Consider the following 22,309-nt stretch of genomic DNA (forward strand, 5'->3'; position numbering starts at 1 on the left):
TATACTCACCGTGAGTATATTTTATACCGATGAACGATTTCTCGGCAAGCATGTGGCGCAACAGCCATCAATCACTCTGCGACAGCACACTGACCAATCCCTATTTTTATCTTCAATGAATATCAAAATCAATCAAGACCTGCGGGCACAAGTTGCTTTGATCGACCCGTTAACCCCAAACGAATATGAAGCACTAGAACGTAGCATCCTGCGGGAAGGTTGCCGCGATGCGCTCGTTCTTTGGGGTGACACCCTGATTGATGGGCACAACCGCTATGCAATTTGCCAGCAACATGGATTGCCATTTAACACCGTACAAAATACCAGCCTCAACAGCATGGAGGATGTGGTGTTGTGGCTGATCGATAACCATATTGGACGCCGCAGTGTCACCGACTTTCAACGTGGCATGCTGGCATTACGCAAACAAGAAATTGTAGCAGCACGGACACAGCAACAATCCAGTGCGGCGGCCGAATCGCCTACGCAAGATACGGTGGAACTAAATAGTGAGACAGCAGCCGACAAACCAGTCGAGCCTAAATCCAAAGTCAACCGTGAAGATATCGCCAAGGCCGCAGGTATTAGCAGCAACGCGGTTACTCAAATTGAAAAAATCCAAAAGGCAGCCTCACCTGCGCTAGTGGAGGCCGTGCGCGCTGGCACAATCTCGATCAGTGCAGCGGCCGCGATTGCCTCTCTCCCCAGCGAACAGCAAATCGCCGCTGTCGCCGGTGGTAAAAAAGAGTTACAACAGGCAGCAAAATCAGTGCGAGAGATGAAGTCATCAAACAAACAAATAAAACTGACGGTGCCCACAGAAAAAGCTGACCCAAATAATACTGTGAGTAAAGAAATAAATACGCTTCAAGCCGAAATTACCCGGCTCAACGCACTCGTTGCAATGCTAACGATAGAAAACAGTGATCTGGTCGAGCACCTTACAAGGTTGAACGCTAAAGACAGTTAGACACTAGCATTCTATCGACTAAAAATATTTGAATCTTAATTGAGCCTCTAAATTTAAATCGTCCTAAAAGTAACGTCCTGAATTACATTTCTAATTTAATTCAGCAAAATATTGCGCCAATCGACGGCAAATGGAAACATTAATGCTTTTAATCTGATGCTGATCATCAAATCGCCTTTTCAACTTCATCAAGGTTAAGGGTCACGTCGTTATTAAATACATCCATATCGGTCACCCCTAATATCCTGCTGGTAATAGTACCGGCAGTGATTGCACCGCTAACGTTTAGCGCGGTGCGACCCATATCGATTAACGGCTCGACCGAAATCAACAAGCCAGCCAACGCGACCGGTAAATTCATCGTTGAAAGTACAATCAGCGCAACAAAAAGTAGCGCCGCCGCCGACGCCTGCAACGCCGATTGAACCAATGGTAACGACAGCAATCAGTTGTGCGATGAAGCTGAAGGTGAAGGGATCAATCCCAACAGTCGGTGCGATCATGACCGCAAGCATGGCGGGATAAATTCCCGCGCAGCCATTCTGTCCGATAGTGGCGCCAAAAGATGCCGCAAAATTAGCGATACCCTCGGGCGTACCCAAGCGCTGCGTCTGAGTTAGTACATTCATCGGTATTGCACCCATGCTTGTACGGGAAGTGAAGGCGAACGCCAGCACAGGAAAAATCTTTTTTGCAAAACGAGCGGGATTGAGTCCGGCCCCAGCGATCAGACACAGATGCACACCAAACATCAGCAACAATGCGCTGTACGAAGCAACTACAAAGTTGATTAGTTTCAGAATATCGGCATAACTTGATTCTGCGACGACCATGGTCATCAGGGCAAATACGCCATAGGGCGTGAGACGAAGTACCAACGTTACCATCCGCATAATGATTGCTTGCGCCACGCTGACAAAGTGCGTAAAAGATGCGAACAATAGCGGTTTGACATTCGCAATACCGGTAGCAGAGATGCCAATAAAAATCGAAAAAATCACAACAGCAATGGTGGAGGTTTTGCGTGCCCCTGTTAAATCCAGAAATGGATTGGTCGGTATAAAACTGATCAACAAGCTAGGCAGACTGACTGCCTTTGCGCTTGCCAGTGTGCCTTGCAAATATTCTCCACGCGCAATCTCCGCCGCATTGGAACTTAAGCCTATTGCAGTAAGGCCAAATAGTTTGGCCATCAAAATACCGATACCTGCTGCCACCATGGTCGTTGCGAGCAAATTACCAATCGTCAGCGCACTGATTTTGCCAAGCGAACTAGCCCCCTTAAGTTTGAGTATCGCCCCGACGATCGATACCATAATCAGTGGCATGACGATCATCTGTAGCAGCTTCACGTAACCGGTGCCGACGATATCCAGATAGGAGTTGGTTGTCGTGATGACCAATGCAGTTGATGGATCGCCGCTGTAGGTCATATGCATCAACGCACCTAAGACCACACCCACCCCAAGACCGGTCAATACCCGTATGGTGAATGTGGCGTGGATGTTCTGCTGATGGAACATATAAGCTCCGATTACCAGAGCAATGACCAGGTTAATCAACACAAAGACGATGGAATATAATGCGATCAAACTGGTCATGGACTGCCTCTATTGGGTTGAAATGAAGTGTTGCAACAAATTGATGATGAAAAATACTGTTCAATATTATCGTCAGCCAGAATTAGGACGTATTAAATGAGTTACTTATCGTCATTAGTTGGCAATCATAGCGAACGATATGCATTGACGACAAGCAACTTCCCTAGCATAAACTCACTAAATCAGATTTCACCGTCGTTTCAACATCGCATGCAATACGCTGCGCGTCTGTGCGCTTGAACTCTTATCGTTATATCGGGCGAAATACTCATTTTTAAGTGGTTTCTATCAACAAAAAAAAGCTTCTCAATGGAAGCTTTTTATGATCACTCTCGTCCAGATATTCAATTAAAAAAATCAATCTGCCTGAATATCCTCATTCGCATTATTTCGAACAAATCCTTGATCTTTTATCTGAAATACGAATGGTGTAATATTTTGTGTCTCTGCTTTGGTCACTTTCCATTGCACTTGATTATTAAGATCCGTGATCAGCAAAGGAATACGCAATTTTTTGCTCCAACAAATTTTGCTTTCAGTTTGACCGCGGGTCAGGCTATACCAAGTGCATGCCGTTACTGGCTGATCCCGGATCATCGGTGCATTAGTGGTACTGAGCTGATAGGCACCAGAGGGTCGACTCAGCGAATGCGACATGCTAAACCAGTCAGTGAAATGACCGATACGATATAAATTAGTGCGATCAATATCTGTGCGTATCTTGCGCTTGAGATCAAGCACTATCATGCTCCATTCTGTCTGTTTTGCTGGCTTAAAAATAAATGTCTCGACGGCGTCATCGGTACGGCGCTTGAGTTGTTGATTGCGGTCACGCCAGATATCAACTTGATGTATTTTTCCATCTAACGAATAAGTCGCCTGGTAATGCAATTGGCGGGACTCACCTTTGTCATTGAAGGTTTTATCAAAATCTAGTCCGGCAGCCTGACTACTCGCGGCAAACAGAGTTGTTGCGATTATAAAAAAAACCCGCGCCAGGCGCGGGCTTACCGTGTTGAACGATTTTACTTGCATCAATTTCATTGATAATTAGTATTGAATAGATCAGTTACGAACAGCTTGTGCGTAGTCAAAATAACGGTAAGTTTTACCATCGATCGTCAAGTCTTTAACGACTAAATTGACTGAGTAGCTGCCATTGCTGTACGCAGTGTCAATGGTAACGCCGGTTGGATCAGTAGGCAGTTTAAAAGTCAGTCCTGTGGATGGCGTGGTCGGATTCAGGATCGATGGCTTTACTACCAATGAAGATGTCGTGGCGGGTTTAAGTAACGCTTCGCTGAGCACGCGTCCATCGGCTTGCGGCATAGATTGTCCCAGAATATAAGCAACTGTAGGTGCTACGTCTACGTTACCGGTTGGGGTGCTGATAGTGATGCCTGAGCGGAAAGCCGGACCATTGGCGATCAAGGTATTATGTACATCGATCGGGCTGAAGCTGCCATGCATGCCGCGATTGCCGCCGGTACTTTCAAACTCAATGCCTGGCAAACCATTGACTAACTGTTGCGAATCCCAATTGAAGCTCACCACCACATCCGGCTGCCCTTTACTGGAACGTACACTGTTTTCCAGATTAATCATCGCCATAGGCAATGTGCCTGGAATCGCACCGTAACGACTATCAACAAAGATCGCACCGTATTCTTCGCGTGACTGCAAGAAGCGCACAACATTGGTCACTGTAGTCAGATCATGATCTGGCATGTAGAGGTAATCAGAGCCACCGTTAGCCGCGATTACGATGCCGTTCGCTGGCAATGTTGCCGGCACTTTAAAACTGGCAACCGGTGTAGCTAAAGTCGCGCTGATTGCTTGATATTTAGCGTTGGCAGTGCCGCACAAAGTACCTGTGGTGTCGACACCGACGTTATACACATTGCTGCCATCAGATTTAATACCGTACATGGCGCTCGTGCTGCAACCGTTGCCGTCAAATGCTTTAAAGCCAGCGAAAGTCAATAAATCGGCAGTACGTACGTCACCAGAAACTGAGAAGCCAGCAACAGAATCTTTAGCGCCCAGCGTCGCATTGGTTACGCCACTGGTCACTGTTGTGCTTGCGTTGATTGCGCGTAATGGGAACAAACTGGTTGGGCCAGATACATTGCTGTGTGCGTGATCAGACACCACAATAATATTTGTTGTTGTATCCAAACCAGCGGCCTTCAAACCGGCTTGCAATTCACCCAAACGCGCATCTTGTGATGCTAGCGCTTTACGGTAATTAGCTGAACCTGGTCCATAAGCATGCTCAGTATTATCTGGTGTGCGGAACCAGATCAAAGACAAGTCTGGTAATTTTTTCGGTAAGATGAAACTGGTGTAAATGTTCATCATGTATTTGTTGGCAGCGTCTTCTGGATTGCCTTGCGTTGTATCGGTCGCATCTTTGGCTTGCAGGCCATTTGGTAGGGCAAACGTCAATGCACCAGCACGCGCTGTTGGGTTGCCGTTAGTGGCGCTCAGCGTCACTGTGCCAGCCGGATAAGCAAAGGTCGTATTCAGCGGTAAAGCATAATTAGCGGCCTGCAAATCAGTCACCAAAGATTGCGGCAATACCGCGTTCTCATCAAGAAAAATCCCGCCACGCCTCAAATCCTGAATAAACGCAGCGCCAGATTTACCGATCGTAGCTGTTTTAAGACCTGCATCTTGTGCCGTCTTAAACAGGGTTTTGACCAACAATAATTGACCACCGTAATAATCATTGAGCGTGCTCAATACAGCGTAATCCTCTGTAAATACTGGATCTTGATAATCTTGAGCCGCGCCAGCTGCTGACTTACCAACAGGGATAGGCTGAGCCGCGCCAGCTTGTGGCGGCGTCCAGAATGTATTGCCGTAGAAGCCGCTAGTTTTTGGAAAAGAACCAGTAGCAAAAGACGAACCATTCATCATCGTAAAGGTCGGATAAGTAGAATGATGATCGGCAAATTGCACACCTTGTTGACGCAAGGCATACAGGTTAGGCGTATCGGTTGGGTTGACTGAATCTGGACGCAAACCATCCCACACCATGATGATGGTACGTTGCACTGGGGCTGCCACTGGAGCAGTAGTCGTTGGAGTACTGGCGACATTACTGGAACCACCGCAACCAGCAAGCGAGGCAAGCACAGTTGCCAGGCTGAGAACTAATACAGATTGACGCATAGTAGGATCTCTTGAAGTTAATGATGAATAAAATAAATAACGGCAAAATGAACATCAGCAAAACAACTAGCTAAGCATGTACAGGTGACATAACTGTTCACAAAGCATGCGTAGGACAGCGCGCAGTTGAGGCTGACATTTAATTGGATAAAATTTGGTAAGAACGAATTAGCAAAGACGTCGGAAAAACCGTTGAAAAAACGTGGGCAAAGACGTGATCAAAAACATCGCCAAAAAAATATTACTCAAGGTGCGATGTTAGAGAGTGCGAATGACAGCGAAGTGACGCTGATATGACAAATTAATGAAAACTGTAACAGTTGTTACATTTTAAAATGACGGACATGAGTGGCAATGTTCAAGTGATCGTTAAGTACAGCCTTAGGATACAGCAGGTCTATTTTGCGACCTCTTCAACAGCATGGATTGGAAGGCGGCAAAGAGTTTATTCATGTGAGCGAGCTTATAAGAGAATACGCCAACTGCATCAAAAGCATGCACAAAGCCCGTGTTGTCTACCTCAAAAATCAACAACCGACCATCCTGGGTTTCCGCACAATCAATTACGACATAGTCTAGCTGCAAGCGCTCATGTATCGTAGAAAAAGCTGCCTGATGACGCTGCGCAAAGTCATCATCAAAACTATCCATTAGCTGAGATTCTTCAGCGCGTTTGGCGGCACTTTGCTCCATACCCGCATTCAGATAATGAACGATCCAATTGTCTGACAAAGCCATATGACAAATATACGGACGAGCATCTATTAAGGCGACGCGGTATTTGCGAAACAATCCGTCCTGGCTGCGATAATCAACATAAGCTGCCAGATAAAAGAGCTCGCTATCATGCGTTTGCAGATAATCACTTATTGCGCTAGCGTCATCCAGCTTAGCTAGCCCCTTGCCGCCGTGAGAATCTAGCGGCCGGATGATGAGTGGAAAATTCAGTTCGGTTGTTGATGCAGAATTGGCATCGGCATGATCAAGCGCAAATTGCTGCAACTGCTGACGAGACAAGCGTAAAAATACTGGTATCGTCAACGATGCTGATGTTGTTCCTGATAAGGTGTCACCCAGCATATCGCTGACGCCATTGCGAGATAAGACCGCAATACGCTCAGCAGGATTTAACACGGGACGAGGCCAGTTTTTTAACTTGGCGCCGATCTGATGTAAAAGCGAATTGTTTTGATCTGACTGGCTGATGGCTACAAACAAGATGTCGTGCTCTGGAACTGACTCAGGAAACGCTAGGTTGTCTCCCAGATAAATCAAATCCACAGCGATATCAGATCCCTCCAGCAAGAAATCGACAGGCGTGTTGTCCATCATCTCGCCCGCGCGCAACAGCACTAGCATCCTTAAAGCAGCATGACCACTGGGCGCCACCATCTGGTAATGCTGACTCAAGCTCAGTGCCTTGGCTTGCAATTCCAGCGCCAACGGCGTGTTACCCGAAAATTGAAAAAATATCGCCAGACCCATCAGCATGGTAGCGTCATCCGGGCTGCTGGCAGCGCGACGGACATAGGGCAAGAGATCAACGCCATTGTGTGCCATCCGCATCAGGCATGCCAAACCTAGCAACGGCGGATTATCGTCAGCAAGCGAAGAAGTCAAGATCAAAGCACCCACTCCATCATCTTAGTAAACTCGTGGTTTTAATGCTGAAGTAATGGTCATACTCAACTACTGATGAATAAATACTCATATCTAGTATATTTTAATCGTCCATAGATTAACTGGATAATAAGGCGTTTTTAATAAAAATAAAGGGGAGTATATTAAAAATAAGTTGCCGTCAGCAACTTAAGTAACAGAAAGAAACGCTTTTCATCCTACTCTCTCACACCGCTTTTGCGTCAATTCTAAGAACGATTTTTATACCATTACTACAACATCAAACTCAAATGATGGTGGTACACTTTTGACGTTAGACGTTTCTTATTTGCACTACAAACATCACCCCACTGTCGAAGTATCTTTATTTAGTATTCTCATCTTAATCGATGGCGTCATTGGCGGTTCAGCTAACAGCTGATTGAATCACCTGATTATTAATTCATTAAAGAATTCATTAAATAATTCCAACAACATGCACCAGCAAGTAAATTAGTAACTCACTGCACAATTTAATTAATGAGTTAGTTTTGTACCGTACGTAACCCAAGCTAAAAAACCTACCCCAAGAGGACGCGCTATGAATTGGTTTTACGACTTAAAAATTGGCAAAAAATTGATCTTAGCGTTTGCCATCGTGATTGTGATGACCTGCTTTTTGGGAATTTTTTCTATTTCCCAACTGGTCAAAGTAAATAATGCCTCGACCGATATTGCCACCAATTGGCTACCCAGCATCTCTGCTGGCGGACAAATGCAGGTCTCGCTCGCCCGTTTTCGTATTTCTGAATCCACTCATATTATGTCTGCCGAGGAAGAAGAAATGGCAGCAACAGAAAAATCGATGGCGACTCGCCTGGAAATATTTAAAAAACAGCAAGCAACCTATGCCGCCTTGATTTCAGAATCCAACGAAAAAATTATTTACGCTGAATTACTAAAAACTTTAGACGATTATCTAAGCACGAACAAGAAGATGCTTGCGCTATCACGCGAGGGTAAAAAAGACGAAGCCAGAACAATCTTCCGCACAGACTCCAGCAAACTATTCCGCGCAGCGACAGAAAAAATAGATGCCCTCATCAAAATCAATTCCGATGGTAGCGATGCGTCCAACAAGTCTGCTGATGAAGCTTTTACACTATCGCGTAGCTTGATCATCGGCATACTAATCGCGCTGATGATCATCGGGATGTTGCTGGCAGTGTTTGTGGCGCGTACCGTTTCTGTACCGCTAAACGAAGCAGTCAGCATTGCCAAACGTGTTGCCGGAGGCGATTTGACTGGCAATATTGTATCGTCCAGCACCGACGAAACTGGCCAGTTGATGGAGTCCCTGCGCGCCATGAACGACAGCCTGCTGCACGTCGTCGGACAAGTACGCTTAGGCACCGATACGATTGCCACAGCATCATCAGAAATCGCCAGCGGCAATCTGGATTTATCCAGCCGCACAGAAGAGCAAGCCAGTTCGCTGGAAGAAACCGCTTCTGCTATGGAAGAATTAACCTCCACCGTCAAGCAAAATGCCGACAATGCCCGTCAAGCGAATCAACTTGCTCAATCGGCGTCCGGGATTGCAACCGATGGCGGCAAAGTGGTGGGCGAAGTGATCGCCACGATGGAATCGATCAGCGCATCGTCTAAAAAGATTGTCGATATCATCAGCGTGATTGACGGCATTGCGTTTCAAACCAATATTCTCGCTTTAAACGCTGCAGTCGAAGCCGCGCGTGCGGGTGAACAAGGTCGTGGCTTTGCGGTAGTCGCTTCTGAGGTGCGCAATCTGGCGCAACGCAGCGCGGCGGCAGCCAAAGAAATCAAATCACTGATTGACGATTCTGTACAAAAAGTCGATTCCGGTACTACCTTAGTTCAAAAAGCTGGCACGACGATGGCAGAAGTCGTCGCCAGCGTGCGCCGCGTCACTGATGTAGTGGCAGAAATTTCTGCCGCTAGCAGCGAACAAAGTACCGGCATTGAAGAGGTCAATCTGGCGATTACCCAAATGGACGAAGTCACGCAGCAGAATGCCGCACTGGTAGAGCAAGCCGCCGCAGCAGCGCAATCCATGCAAGAACAGGCAGCCAACCTGGCATCCGTCGTCAGCATATTCAAGCTTGATGCGGCACATAGATATACGGCAATACAAGCTTAAATACTTGTCAGCGCGACAGGATCGAACATTTCTCCGATGTTGCACTACAGAAGTTGAAAAATACAATACGCTATTTTATTTTTCTGTGAGGAAATTCATTGCCTTTTCTAACATCACGTCATGACCAGAAATCGCATCTTCAATCGTTATTTTATAAGGGACAGTGGGAATGATTCCAATGCCGTGGAATTGAGATCCGTCTTGTTTTAAGACTTGCATCCCAGTCCAAAAAACTTTATACCCGCCAGGAAGAGGCAAACAAGTAATGTTTCCATTTGAGCCTGCAGTCCGTGTGCCTATGATTTCACCCAGTTTGTAGTGCTCTACGATAGTCATCAAGGTTTCTGCAGCACTGATCGTATTGCCGCTTATCAAAAATACTAATTTGGCATCGATATAGGGAGCTTGAGGTTGAATTGCTTTTCCCAAACGCTCCCATTGCCAATGATCTCGCTCAGGCCCACTGATGACTGGGACATTATATAAAGGTACCTCTAGCGGTTTTTTTGTAAAATGACTTAATAAATTTATGGTACCGCTATTCACATAATTTCTGACATCAAAAATGATCCCTTTAATGTTATTTTTTTGAACGATCAATTGTTCAATATCTCTGCTATCCGCTCTGTCGATATCCACGTACCAAATACCGCTCTTCAGTTGTTGAATCGCTCCTAACGGATTTTCTTCTCTTAAATTGACAATCGGGGTATCCCGAAGAAAAGTCTTTGTTTGGTTGAATCCTGTAGTATCTCGGTAGCTAATTTCTAGGTTAGAATTTTCTTCGCCCGTGAGTAGTTCGACGGATAAGATTCCATCTTGCATCGTATCTGTTGCGGACAGGTTTTCTTTGTTAATTTCTGACAGCCTGTGCGCAATTGGCAAACCATTTAAGCGGGTGATTTCACTTCCAAATGGAATTAATGGCTGATTACCTGACGTTAGGCTAGACCTTGCAACGATGGGCACACCATCGATCATTTTGATTTTGATAAACGGTGAAAAAGTATCAAGCTCCCGCGGCCCAGTGACGCGCGTATGTCCATCGTGCAATGCGGAAGTGAAGCGCATTAGTGTATGCGTAAAAGCTTTTTCATCTTTATCACTTGAAGCGGATGACAAGAGTGTGTCTAACTCCTTATCCCAATCAATTTTAATGATGTCGGAATACGGATAGAAATAACGAAGCGCATTCCATATTTGTATTGCATTCCCTATCCTTGTGATTCTGTCATTTCCACTGAAGTCCGGTGCTATATTTTTCAGCAGATAATCTGATTTATTCAACTCCTTGTCGGGTTCTACTTTTGAAATAGTTTCGTGATTCTTATCTGCGAATACGGTGTCAGACATCCATAAGTTGACTTGTCCTCCCAGTTCAATTTTTTTTTGTTGGACAATGTTATCTTGCATTGAGACATCATCAGCAAGTTGTTCACTAAGTTTTTCATACACGCGGTCGCTGTGATAAAAATAGTTGCGTTGAGCAAGACCGTGATGTATCCATTTAACCTGGAAGTGAGCATTTGTTGGTTGCGATAATTTCTTTGGAATTTCAACGCTGGTAAGCCATTGTGTGGTCGGGGCGTAGGGGATAAATAAAGTTTTTAAGGTATTTTTCAATTCAGAATCTGACTTAGCAATTGCGACTGCCGGAACTGCTTTTTGAATAAATTTATTCCAGTCCAACCTGGTCAGTGCGTCAGTAGCATGGAAATATCGTATGTACCCGACAGCTTTACTCAGTGCGCGTAAATTGTCCAGTTCGATGGCACTCAATGTTCTGCTGCCAGGATCGCTGATGTTGGGTTTTGCGATATCACTGACCTCATGTACTTCTAAGTTTGCGAACCAGATTTCCCCCTTTGTATCGGAGTCGGCACCAAATCTCAGCTGATATGCCGCCCTGTCGACGGCAATACTTGCGCAGGCTCTTTGCCAGGTTGGCTGCAATGGCAAACTATAGGTCGCTGCGGCTCGTAAACTATTGCTTGGTATATCTGTGCGTATCCATAAACCGGATCTAGCGGCCTCCCTAAAGTCGGCCTTTAAATCTCCGCAGATTTCTACGATCTTGCCACGCCATGACTTTGCATCCACCTGTTGAGCAAGTGAGATAGTTTGACCATCTCCGTCATTATCTAGTACTAAGATCTTGTCTCTGCTTGAAGGACGCGGATCTATTTGCAAACGAATAGAAATGCTTTTTCCCTCTATGTCCCAAGATTCATTGATCTCTCCAGATCGTGCTTCTGATTCAAATTTCAATTGAATTGGTTTATTTTGAGGAGCGAATTGGGTATTTAAATCTCTGCCAGAAACGCACGTACAAGTGCAGATAAAAGAGATCGAGACGAAAGTAAATATATTTTTCAATAAACGCATAGATCGAATGTTGTTTAATAGCTTAATCGTGTTTTCCCTACTTTTTGAATGAAGGAAAAATGTATGCATACTAGGATTTAAGGTAGCTTAAATAGAAGAAGACGAAAAAATGAGGTCAAATATCTGCTTAATTGACGTGACAGAGGGCTACATCAAATAAGACTTCAGACTTGGAGAAATCATCTTCGTCACACGTTAAATCTGCATGCGCAAATATCCTTTAAAACTGAGGGTGGGTTGGCACAATATGTTTTATTAAAGAACATTTCAAGCAATGAATTTTGCAGTGACATGGAGTCGCAACTGTCAAAACCATCCAAAATAAACATACTCCCCTCTTTTTCTTAAAAATACTGCTTATTGTCCAATAAATAATTGGACATATTGAAAATACACGGCCGAGTATTAAATTTCCTTTCTTTGCGCCTGCAGACACTCAACGACAATGGCCACGTATCGGCTTCCGAATATCGTCGAACATTTTTGCTCAATCACCAGTCGGATCACAGCTAAGTCTCAAGTTCTTTGATTGAGATACGGCAAAAAAAAACTAAATAGCGTCAATTGGATCAATGCTCAGGGAATATGTTTCACCCACTAAGCAATCGCGTAGCAGCAATTGAAACCTGGCCGCGCTGCGCGAGACAAATCATTCAATGCGGGTTACATTTAGAAAAACGGTGTCATCTCGCCCATATAATTTGTTACAAGCTGGTACTTCTGGGAAATTCTTTTACCTTCGATCGATGCAATACTCTGCCCCAAACTTGCAACGGGCATACTCTGGTTTGTTGACATTGGTATTTGCGTTAAACATTACGTGCGAAATTGCGTGTAAAAATTACTTTCAAAAATTCTTAAAAAATCCTCTGCCCTAAAAGGACTTCAATGAGCAATATGAATAACGATCTCAGCAAGGGAAAAAAACCCGGCTCGGCCAGTAATGGTAAATGGTTTTTATGGCTGTTAGTCGTCATTGCCCTGATTGCCGCGGCCTGGTTTGGCTGGAATCATTGGCGCAATCCTGCGGCGACGGGCACCACAGGCGCGACTGCTGAAGGTGCCCCCCAAGCTGGGCGCGGACCGGGTGGGCCTGGAGGGCCTAGTGGCCCAGGAGGACGGCAGCGAGGCATCACCACTGTCGTTGCCAGTCCGGCAGTGAGTGGCAGTATGGATATTTCGGTCAATGCTCTAGGTACAGTAACGGCGCGGAACACCGCGATAGTTCGTGTGCAAGTATCTGGTCGTTTAGAGCAAATATTTTTTCAAGAAGGTCAAAGTGTGAAAGCAGGGCAGGTATTAGCGCAGATTGATCCGCGTACATTCCAACTCCAGCGCGATAGCGCTAAAGCCCAATACGACAAAGATCTGGCGCAGTTAAATGTGGCCAAACTAGATTTGGTTCGTTATAAAACTTTATTGTCTCAAGACTCGATTGCATCACAACAAGTTGATACTCAAGCAGCGCTGGTAGCGCAAAATCAGGCGACTGTGGCGTCCGACGCAGCCGCGATTGCCCAAGCCCAATTGCAACTGGGATATACCAAAGTCACTGCGCCTATTGCTGGCAAAGTCGGCCTGCGCCAAGTCGATGTCGGCAATCTGGTGCAGACATCGGATGCAAACGGTCTGGTAGTGATTAATGAAGTCAATCCGATTAGCGTTGTATTTTCAGTCCCCCAACAAAGTTTGCCGTCCGTGATCAGAGGTATGAAAGGGACAGAGCCCTTAATTGCAGAAGCCTGGAGTGCAGACAACCGCAGAATGCTGGCTACCGGCAAGCTGAAAAGTGTGGATAACCAAATTGATACAACGACTGGCACCATCAAGCTAAAAGCAGAATTTACCAATGACGATGACAGCTTATTCCCGAATCAATTTGTGAATATCCGCCTGGTCACGAAGAAACTCGACAACGTCACACTGATCCCATTGACGGCTGTGCAACAAGGTACTAACGGCCCTTATGTGTATGTCGCCAAACCAGATAACTCCGTCACTCTGCGCCAGATCGAAACCGGTGCTGCGGATGCCAAATCCGTTACTGTGACTAAGGGTGTTGAAGTGGGTGAATCGGTAGTCGTCGACGGTACAGATCGTTTGACTGACGGTATGAAAGTACAAGTGATGGCGCAACGTGTCGTACCAACGGCAGCAGCTCCAGGAGGAAAACATCGCGGTGGAAAACGTCCTGATGGCGCTGGCCCTGCTGGAGCATCGGCTGCAAGTTCTGCAGCAAGTTCTGCAGCAATTACGTCAGGAACTGCGAACACCGATGCAGTACCAAAAGAGGGACACAAAAATGAGCAGAAAGGTGAACAGAAAGCTGGCGGTCGTCCACAATGAATATTTCACGCATCTTTATTGAGAGGCCAGTCGCCACGGTGCTGTGCATGGTGGCGGTATTGTTGTCCGGCTTGCTGGCCTACCGCCAATTACCTTTAGCAGCGTTACCGCAAGTCGATTATCCGACCATTCAAGTCAGTACTTTGTACCCCGGTGCTAGCCCGGATGTGATCGCCTCCACCATCACTGCGCCGCTTGAGCGCCAGTTTGGGCAGATGCCGGGTCTGACGCAAATGTGGTCAGCCAGCTCCGGTGGCGGCTCCAGCATTACACTGCGATTTGATTTGTCGCTGAGTCTGGATACGACGGAACAAGAAGTCCAGGCAGCAATCAATGCAGCCGCCAGCCTGTTGCCAAAAGACTTGCCGCAACCACCGGTCTACAACAAAGTCAACCCGGCAGATGCGCCGATTCTGACGTTAGCAGTGACCTCCAGCACCTTGCCGTTAACGCAGTTGCAGGATTTGGCCGATACCCGCATGGCACAAAAAATTTCGCAACTTCCGGGTGTTGGTCTGGTGACCTTAAGCGGTGGACAAAAACCTGCCGTTCGTCTGCAAGTCAATCCGCGCGAAGTCACTGCACGTGGCCTGACTCTGGACGATATCCGTACCGCCATTTCAGTACAAAATGTGTTTCAGGCCAAGGGGAGTTTTAACGGTGCTGAACGCGCATCCACACTGGATGCCAATGACCAGTTGAAATCGGCGGAAGAATATCGCAACGTCGTGATCGCATATAAAAACGGAGCACCAATTCGCATCTCTGATGTTGCTTCCGTAGTAGACGGTGCTGAAAATATCCGTCTGGCTGCATGGGCAAATAAATCTCCAGGCATCATCATCAACGTACAGCGTCAACCGGGCGCCAACGTCATTCAGACGGTTAACCGGATTCAGGCGCTGTTGCCATCCTTGCGCGCTAGTTTGCCTAGCGCGGTAGAACTGGTCACCCTGACCGACCGCACTACCACGATTCGCGCCTCGGTCAATGATGTGCAACTAGAATTAATTTTTGCGATCTTACTGGTGATTGCAGTGATTGCGATTTTCTTGCGCAGCGCGCGCGCCACCCTCATTCCCGCTGTCGCCGTGCCATTGTCATTGATCGGTACTTTTGGCGTGATGCATCTGGCGGGATTTTCCGTCAACAATCTGACCCTGATGGCACTGACTATTGCGACCGGCTTTGTGGTCGATGATGCGATTGTGATGGTAGAAAATATCGCACGCTATATTGAAGAAGGTGAAACGCCGATGCAAGCGGCACTCAAAGGGTCGAAGCAAATCGGTTTCACAATTATCTCTTTGACGATTTCACTGATTGCAGTGCTGATCCCTCTGCTGTTTATGGGCGATGTCGTAGGCCGTTTATTCCGCGAATTTGCCATCACCTTAGCAGTCGCGATATTGATTTCCGCAGTCGTATCATTGACGTTAACACCGATGATGTCATCGCGCTGGCTGCACGCACATGATGAAGAAAAAGAGGGGCGTATTTCACGCGGAATTGGCAATGCGATCAGCTCGGTGATTGCAGGATATGACCGTACTTTGTGCTGGGTATTAGACCGGCAAAAATTAGCGCTGTTAGTCGCAGCTGCCACACTGATCGTCACAGTTCTGCTGTATATGCTGGTTCCGAAAGGATTTTTCCCATCCCAAGATACAGGCGTTATACAGGCTACAACCGAAGCCTCACAGTCCATTTCTTTTAGCGCGATGGCGGATCGCCAACAAGCAATGGCGGCAGCGTTACTGGAAGACCCAGCAGTAGAAAGTCTGTCCTCATTGATTGGTGTTGATGGCACGAATACTACGGTCAATAGCGGCCGTATGCTGATCAATCTCAAGCCTTTAGAAAGCCGGGATCGCGCGCCTGCGGTAATCCAACGTTTGCAAGAACTGGCAAAAAAAGTACCTGGCGTTCGCTTGTATTTGCAACCAGTACAGGACTTAAGTATTGAAGACCGGACTACCCGCACTCAATATCAATTTACCGTCGATAGCACCCGCTCTGCCGATCTGGCGACATGGATACCAAAGCTACTGGATAAACTCAACACGCTGCCGCAGCTACAAGATGTGGCAACTGATTTTCAAAATAACGGCTTGCAAGCGTATATTGAAATCGACCGTGATGCGGCATCCCGCCTTGGCATCTCGGTCTCTGCTATCGATAATGCTTTGTACAATGCCTATGGTCAGCGACTGATATCGACTATCTTCACCCAGTCAAATCAATACCGTGTAGTGCTGGGTGTACCTAGCCAATTTCAAGCAGGACCTGATGCGCTTTCGATGTTGTCTCTTACCGGCAATAACGGTGTGCAAGTGCCACTGACAGCAATTGCACGCGTGAGTGAACGCCCTACTCCACTGGTATTAAATCATCTGGATCAGTTCCCTGCTGCAACCATCTCTTTTAATCTGGCGCCCGATGCATCTTTAGGTGAGGCGGTCGATGCGATTGATCAGGCGAAGATCGATGTAGGTCTACCTTTGTCTATCAGAACTAATTTCCAAGGTGCGACGCTGGCGTTTCAGGCAGCATTGTCTAATCAACTTTGGCTCATCCTGGCGGCAGTCGTCACGATGTATATCGTGCTGGGTGTGTTGTATGAAAGCTTTATTCACCCTGTCACGATTCTATCCACCTTACCGTCCGCAGGGATCGGTGCTTTGCTCGCACTGCTGGTGAGCGGCAATCAACTGGGTGTGATTGCCATCATCGGCATCGTGCTGTTGATCGGTATCGTGAAAAAGAACGCGATCATGATGATTGACTTCGCACTCGACGCGCAACGTAATCAAGGTATGTCACCTTTGGACGCGATACATCAGGCATGCCTGCTGCGCTTCCGCCCGATTTTGATGACGACTTTAGCGGCCTTACTAGGTGCTTTGCCATTGATGCTAGGCCGAGGTATGGGGTCTGAATTGCGCCATCCACTGGGGCTGACCATGGTCGGTGGTTTGATTGTCAGTCAGTTCCTGACCTTGTACACCACGCCAGTTATTTATCTTGCCTTTGATCGCTTAGTACAAAAGCGTAAACCGCCAAAGCAAAAATCTGCATCTTTAGTATCGCCAGCATCATCAGCTTCACCATCCCAGCCTGCAACTGATACGCCGACGACACCATGAGCTACCAACGTATTTTAATTGGTCGTCCGATCGCGATTACCTTGCTGACGCTGGCCTTGGTATTGGCAGGCGGCGTTGCCATGCTACAGTTGCCGGTAGCGCCTTTACCGCAAGTCGATTTCCCTACCATTACGGTCTCAGCCGGTCTACCGGGCGCTAGTCCGGAGACCATGGCAGCGACCGTCGCTACGCCGCTGGAACGTGCTCTCGGCTCGATTGCCGGAGTTACCGAAATGACTTCGTCAAGCTCGCTGGGTTCTACCCGCGTTACCTTGCAATTTGATTTGTCACGCGACATTGATGGCGCTGCAAGAGACGTGCAGGCCGCAATCAATGCATCGGTCGGTACCTTGCCGAGTAGTTTGCCGCGCAACCCGACCTATCGTAAAGTGAATCCGGCTGATCAGCCTATTCTGACTTTATCGCTAACCTCTGATCAGCTTGGTCGTGGTGAATTGTATGACGTAGCATCGACCTTGCTGGCACAGCGTATCGCCCAGGTAAAAGGCGTTGGCAATGTCGATATTGGCGGCGGTGCTTCACCTGCTGTGCGGGTACGCGTCAATTTGCCAGAACTTGGCCGCATGGGTCTTTCACTGGAAGCCGTGCGCACTGCTATTTCTGCAGCAAATGTGGCGACCCCAAAAGGTAGTCTGGATGATGGCGAGCATAGCTGGTTTGTGGCGACCAACGACCAATTAAAAAAAGCGGACGACTACAAGAGAATCATCGTCCGCTGGCAAAACGGTGCCGCTATTTATTTGGGTGATGTAGCTGAAGTCAAAGACATGCAGCAGGACTTATACAACCTTGGCGTCACCAACGACAAACCCTCAGTGCAGTTGCAAGTCTTCCGCCAACCGGGCGCCAATATTATCGATACGGTAGAGGCGATCAAAGCGATTTTGCCGATGCTACGCGCTACAGCTCCAGCCAATGTCGATATCGATATGCCACTAGAACGAACAACGACAATCCGTGCATCCTTGCATGAAGTCGAACGGTCATTAGCGATCTCTGTTGGGCTGGTTGTGCTGGTGGTATTTCTATTTTTACGTAACCCAAGTGCGGTGTTAATCCCTGCGGTAGTCGTACCCGTATCACTGATCGGTACGTTTGCGGTGATGTATTTGATGAATTACAGCCTAGATAATTTATCCTTGATGGCATTGACGATTGCAACCGGATTTGTGGTGGATGATGCAGTGGTGGTATTGGAAAACTGTATGCGTCATATCGAAGAAGGACATTCACCAATCCGCGCCGCAATGCGCGGAGCGCGTGAAGTTGGCTTCACGGTAGTGTCGATGACGATATCACTGGTCGCTGTATTTATTCCAATTCTGGCAATGGGCGGAATTATCGGTCGCTATTTCCGAGAATTTGCAGTGACCTTATCGGCAGCAGTATTAATCTCTATGGTGGTATCGCTAACGACGACACCGGTCATGTGCGCTTATCTATTACGCAAACCAAAAAAATTAAGCGAAGAAGAAAAGCAGCAAAAAAACAAACGCGGATGGCAAAAAATATCCGACTGGTTTGCACCGATGGCGGTGTGGCTAGAAAATGGTATGAACAGGCTGCAGGCTGGTTACGGCAAGTCTTTGAACTGGGCACTCAATCACACCAAAACTATGCTGTTACTTTTTTTCATTACGGTATCGGCTAACGTATGGCTGTATGTGATCGTTCCTAAAGGCTTTTTCCCACAACAAGATATCGGCATCTTAGTTGGAGGTGTGCAGGCAGATCAGAGTATTTCGTTTGCTGCAATGAGCGAAAAGCTCAAATCGCTAGTCACCATTGTCAAAGACGACCCCGCTGTTGCCAATGTCATGGCCTACACTGGCGGCTCACGCAGTAACGGCGGATTTATGTTCGTAGTGCTGAAACCGTTGAAGGAACGCGGTGTCTCTGCGGACGTGATTCTGAATCGCTTGAGACCAAAATTAGGACGCATCGCTGGTGCCAATCTGTTCCTACAGGCGGCAAGTGATATCCGGATCGGCGGCCGCCAAAGTGATGCCGCTTATCAATATACCTTGCAATCAGATGATCTCGATCTGCTCAGAAAATGGGAACCGATCATCCGCGCAGCAATGTCACAAATACCCGAACTCACCGACGTGAATACCGATGCACAAGAAAAAGGTATTCAAACCCGTTTGGTCATTGATCGTGACGCAGTCGCGAGACTGGGGCTGAATATGCAAATGGTGGATGCTACTTTGAGCGACGCATTTGGTCAGCGCCAGATATCCAATATTTATCAGGATCTGAACCAATATACGGTCGTCATGGAAGCTATGCCAGCCTATCTGAAAGGGCCGGAAGCCTTGCGCCAGATAACCCTAGTAACAGCACAAGGCGGGATCGTCCCTTTATCAGCGATAGCACAATGGAAAGGCGCAAACACTGCGCTATCGGTCAATCATCAAGGCGGGTTCGCAGCATCCACCGTCTCATTCAATCTGGCGCAGGATGTCTCTTTGAGTCAGGCGACGCAGGCGATTGATGTCGCATTGATGAATGCCGGTGTGCCAAATACAGTCCGGGCGACTTTCCAGGGGAGTGCGAAAGCTTTCCAAGATTCCCTCAGCAACCAACCTATGTTGATACTGGCGGCGCTGCTGGCAATTTATATCGTGCTGGGTATTTTGTATGAAAACATGGTCCATCCGATTACGATTTTATCCACCCTGCCATCTGCCGGCTTAGGCGCCTTGCTCGCCTTAATGTTATGCGGTAGCGAGTTCAGTGTGATTGCCTTTATTGGTGTGATCTTGCTGGTCGGTATCGTCAAGAAAAACGCGATTATGATGATTGACTTTGCCATCGTCGCTGAGAAGCGTGATGGCCTCGATGCTAGAACAGCGATTCATCAAGCATGCCTATTACGCTTACGTCCGATTTTGATGACGACTGCTGCAGCGATGCTTGGGGCGCTGCCACTGGCACTTGGTAGTGGCGACGGTGCTGAGTTACGTCGACCGCTAGGCATTGCCGTCGTCGGCGGTCTGCTAGTTAGCCAATGGCTCACTTTGTACACCACGCCTGTCATGTATCTGGTACTCGATTGTCTGCGTCTTAAATTTAAGCGCTGGCGTCATCCAAACTTAGATAAGCTCAGTGGCAACCGCAGTGACAATCACGTTGACAACTACATTGACCCCGCGACTGCGCAAACTAATCGCCCTAACCTGATTCCTGGAAAACTGCCATCATGAAACTAAAGGCTACGTCTACACCTCGCACGCACTCAGCAATCAAAGTTGGGGCACTCGCCATTGCAGTGACAGCCGCGCTGGTAAGCTTGAGCGGCTGCAATATGGCGCCAGACTATCGTCGTCCCAATATGGCATTGCCTGCGCAATATAAAGAAAGTTTGCCCGCCAACTGGCAGTTCGCCCAGCCATCGGATCAAGCGCATAAAGGCAATTGGTGGCAACAATTTAATGATCCTATGCTCGATCAGTTAATGGTGGGATTAGAAGCATCCAATCAAAACCTGGCTATCGCGCAAGCGCGCTGGCGGCAAGCCTCTGCCTTGTCGCAGCAAGCCCGCGCTAGTCTTTTCCCGACGATTGGTGTGCAAGCCAGCGCGACCCGTTCAGCCAGCGGCAGTAACAGTGGTGGCAGCAATAGCGCCAGTAATGGATCAAGTAATAGTGTAACCAGCTCTGGCAGCAACATTAGTAATAGCACGCAGGTAGGTGGCACTTTAAGCTGGGAAGCCGACATCTGGGGACGTGTGCGGCAACAAGCGAATTCTCAAAGTCTCACCGCACAATCGAGTCTCGCGGATTTAGCGAATACTCGGTTAAGCTTGCAGGCGGAATTAGCGATAGATTATTTTTCTCTACGGGTCGCATCAGCACAAGATAACTTGCTCAAAGAAAGTGTCGCCGCCTATAAAGCAACACTTGAGTTAACCCGTAATCGCTATGCTGCTGGTGTGGCGACGAAGTCGGATGTATCACAGGCAGAAACCCAATGGCTATCTACCTCAACCCAGCTCGCCGACAATCAAATCACTCTTGCCCAGCTTGAACACGCAATTGCTGCTTTGCTTGGCAAACCCGCTACCGGTTTTTCGCTGGCACCAGAGGCCGAGCAAACCGGTGCGCAGATGTTAGCGATACAACTGCCGAGTATTCCAGTTGAATTGCCAGCCAACTTACTAGAGCGTCGCCCTGATATTGCCTCGGCAGAACGACAAGTTGCCGCAGCCAATGCCAGTATTGGCGTAGCTAGAGCCGCCTTATTCCCCGTATTGAATTTATCTGCGGATGCGGGGTATCGTGGTAGCAATTTATCTGGCTTATTTGATGTTGCTCATCAATTCTGGTCGCTTGGACCTAGCCTTGCTTTAACCGTTTTTGATGCCGGTGCCAAACAAGCGGCCGTCGATCAGGCTAGAGCAAGCTTTGATCAGGCATCCGCCAATTATCGGCAAACAGTTTTAACCGCATTGCAAGGAGTGGAAGATCAGTTAGTCGCATTGCGTTTGCTGCAACGCGAGGCCGACTTACAGAAACAAGCGGTAGCATCCGCCAACGTCACCCTCAATCTAGTGACCAATCAATATCGTGCGGGAACGGTACCTTATCTGAATGTCTTGAGCGCACAGCAAACCCAGCAAAACGCCAGAAGCAGCGAGATCAATATTCGCGGACGTCAATTGAGCGCGACAGTACAATTGCTCAAAGGTTTGGGCGGTGGTTGGCAAGGACTCGATGCAGAAGCGAACAAAAATAGTGCGATGGATAAAATAACTAGCCGATAATCAACGCCTCAATATCGATTCAAATTTCTGTCTACTCAATTTGCGGCTCTTAGGACTTACACAAAATTGTCCCGGCAAGGCGTAGCGACGACGACAGTATTTAGTACGGGTAGTCGC

The 22,309-nt window shown here is 47.5% G+C and carries 12 protein-coding genes; 6 read left to right on the top strand and 6 right to left on the bottom strand.

The window, feature by feature from the left end; all coding sequences use genetic code 11:
• Positions 1–115 precede the first annotated feature (115 nt).
• The gene (locus QN395_RS02205; protein WP_322121681.1) at positions 116–970 is read left to right on the top strand and encodes a hypothetical protein; all 855 of its coding nucleotides are present in this window, start codon (positions 116–118) and stop codon (positions 968–970) included.
• A gap of 166 nt (positions 971–1,136) precedes the next feature.
• On the opposite strand, the gene QN395_RS02210 is transcribed toward QN395_RS02205, so the two are convergent.
• The 5 genes from QN395_RS02210 to QN395_RS02230 all read right to left on the bottom strand — a co-directional run bounded on the left by QN395_RS02210 (position 1,137) and on the right by QN395_RS02230 (position 7,368).
• Complete coding sequence (locus QN395_RS02210) at positions 1,137–1,331, bottom strand: cation:dicarboxylate symporter family transporter (protein WP_323492194.1); 195 nt, start codon at positions 1,329–1,331, stop codon at positions 1,137–1,139.
• Complete coding sequence (locus QN395_RS02215; protein ID WP_323492193.1) at positions 1,249–2,571, bottom strand: cation:dicarboxylate symporter family transporter; 1,323 nt, start codon at positions 2,569–2,571, stop codon at positions 1,249–1,251. Before QN395_RS02215 ends, QN395_RS02210 begins: the two co-directional genes overlap by 83 nt.
• Before the next feature lie 357 nt (positions 2,572–2,928).
• A complete protein-coding gene (locus tag QN395_RS02220) occupies positions 2,929–3,606 on the bottom strand; it encodes a hypothetical protein (protein ID WP_322121153.1) in 678 nt (225 codons plus the stop codon).
• Positions 3,607–3,636: 30 nt separating this feature from the next.
• On the bottom strand, positions 3,637–5,748 hold the full coding sequence (locus QN395_RS02225) for an alkaline phosphatase family protein (protein WP_323492192.1): 2,112 nt from the start codon (positions 5,746–5,748) through the stop codon (positions 3,637–3,639).
• A 381-nt stretch (positions 5,749–6,129) separates the two neighbouring features.
• Complete coding sequence (locus QN395_RS02230) at positions 6,130–7,368, bottom strand: RimK family alpha-L-glutamate ligase (protein WP_323492191.1); 1,239 nt, start codon at positions 7,366–7,368, stop codon at positions 6,130–6,132.
• Between the two features lie 580 nt (positions 7,369–7,948).
• Between QN395_RS02230 and QN395_RS02235 the strand changes: the two genes are divergently transcribed.
• Positions 7,949–9,526 (top strand): methyl-accepting chemotaxis protein, encoded by a 1,578-nt coding sequence (locus QN395_RS02235; RefSeq protein WP_323492190.1) that lies wholly within the window; start codon positions 7,949–7,951, stop codon positions 9,524–9,526.
• Between the two features lie 75 nt (positions 9,527–9,601).
• On the opposite strand, the gene QN395_RS02240 is transcribed toward QN395_RS02235, so the two are convergent.
• The gene (locus QN395_RS02240; RefSeq protein ID WP_323492189.1) at positions 9,602–11,911 is read right to left on the bottom strand and encodes a S41 family peptidase; all 2,310 of its coding nucleotides are present in this window, start codon (positions 11,909–11,911) and stop codon (positions 9,602–9,604) included.
• An 897-nt stretch (positions 11,912–12,808) separates the two neighbouring features.
• On the opposite strand from QN395_RS02240, the gene QN395_RS02245 reads away from it, so the two are divergent.
• From QN395_RS02245 to QN395_RS02260, 4 genes are read left to right on the top strand one after another with little or no spacing between them, the layout of a single operon-like run.
• Positions 12,809–14,257 (top strand): MdtA/MuxA family multidrug efflux RND transporter periplasmic adaptor subunit, encoded by a 1,449-nt coding sequence (locus QN395_RS02245; protein WP_322121147.1) that lies wholly within the window; start codon positions 12,809–12,811, stop codon positions 14,255–14,257.
• Positions 14,254–17,403, top strand: coding sequence for an MdtB/MuxB family multidrug efflux RND transporter permease subunit (locus tag QN395_RS02250; RefSeq protein ID WP_323492187.1), 3,150 nt, complete (start codon positions 14,254–14,256; stop codon positions 17,401–17,403). The genes QN395_RS02245 and QN395_RS02250 overlap by 4 nt, the downstream gene beginning before the upstream one ends.
• Complete coding sequence (locus tag QN395_RS02255) at positions 17,400–20,633, top strand: efflux RND transporter permease subunit (protein ID WP_323492186.1); 3,234 nt, start codon at positions 17,400–17,402, stop codon at positions 20,631–20,633. Before QN395_RS02250 ends, QN395_RS02255 begins: the two co-directional genes overlap by 4 nt.
• Positions 20,630–22,192: an efflux transporter outer membrane subunit gene (locus QN395_RS02260; protein ID WP_322121144.1), complete on the top strand. Its 1,563-nt coding sequence runs from the start codon at positions 20,630–20,632 to the stop codon at positions 22,190–22,192. The genes QN395_RS02255 and QN395_RS02260 overlap by 4 nt, the downstream gene beginning before the upstream one ends.
• Positions 22,193–22,309 lie beyond the last annotated feature (117 nt).

The organism is Undibacterium sp. RTI2.2 (assembly GCF_035018705.1).
GTDB lineage: Bacteria > Pseudomonadota > Gammaproteobacteria > Burkholderiales > Burkholderiaceae_D > Undibacterium.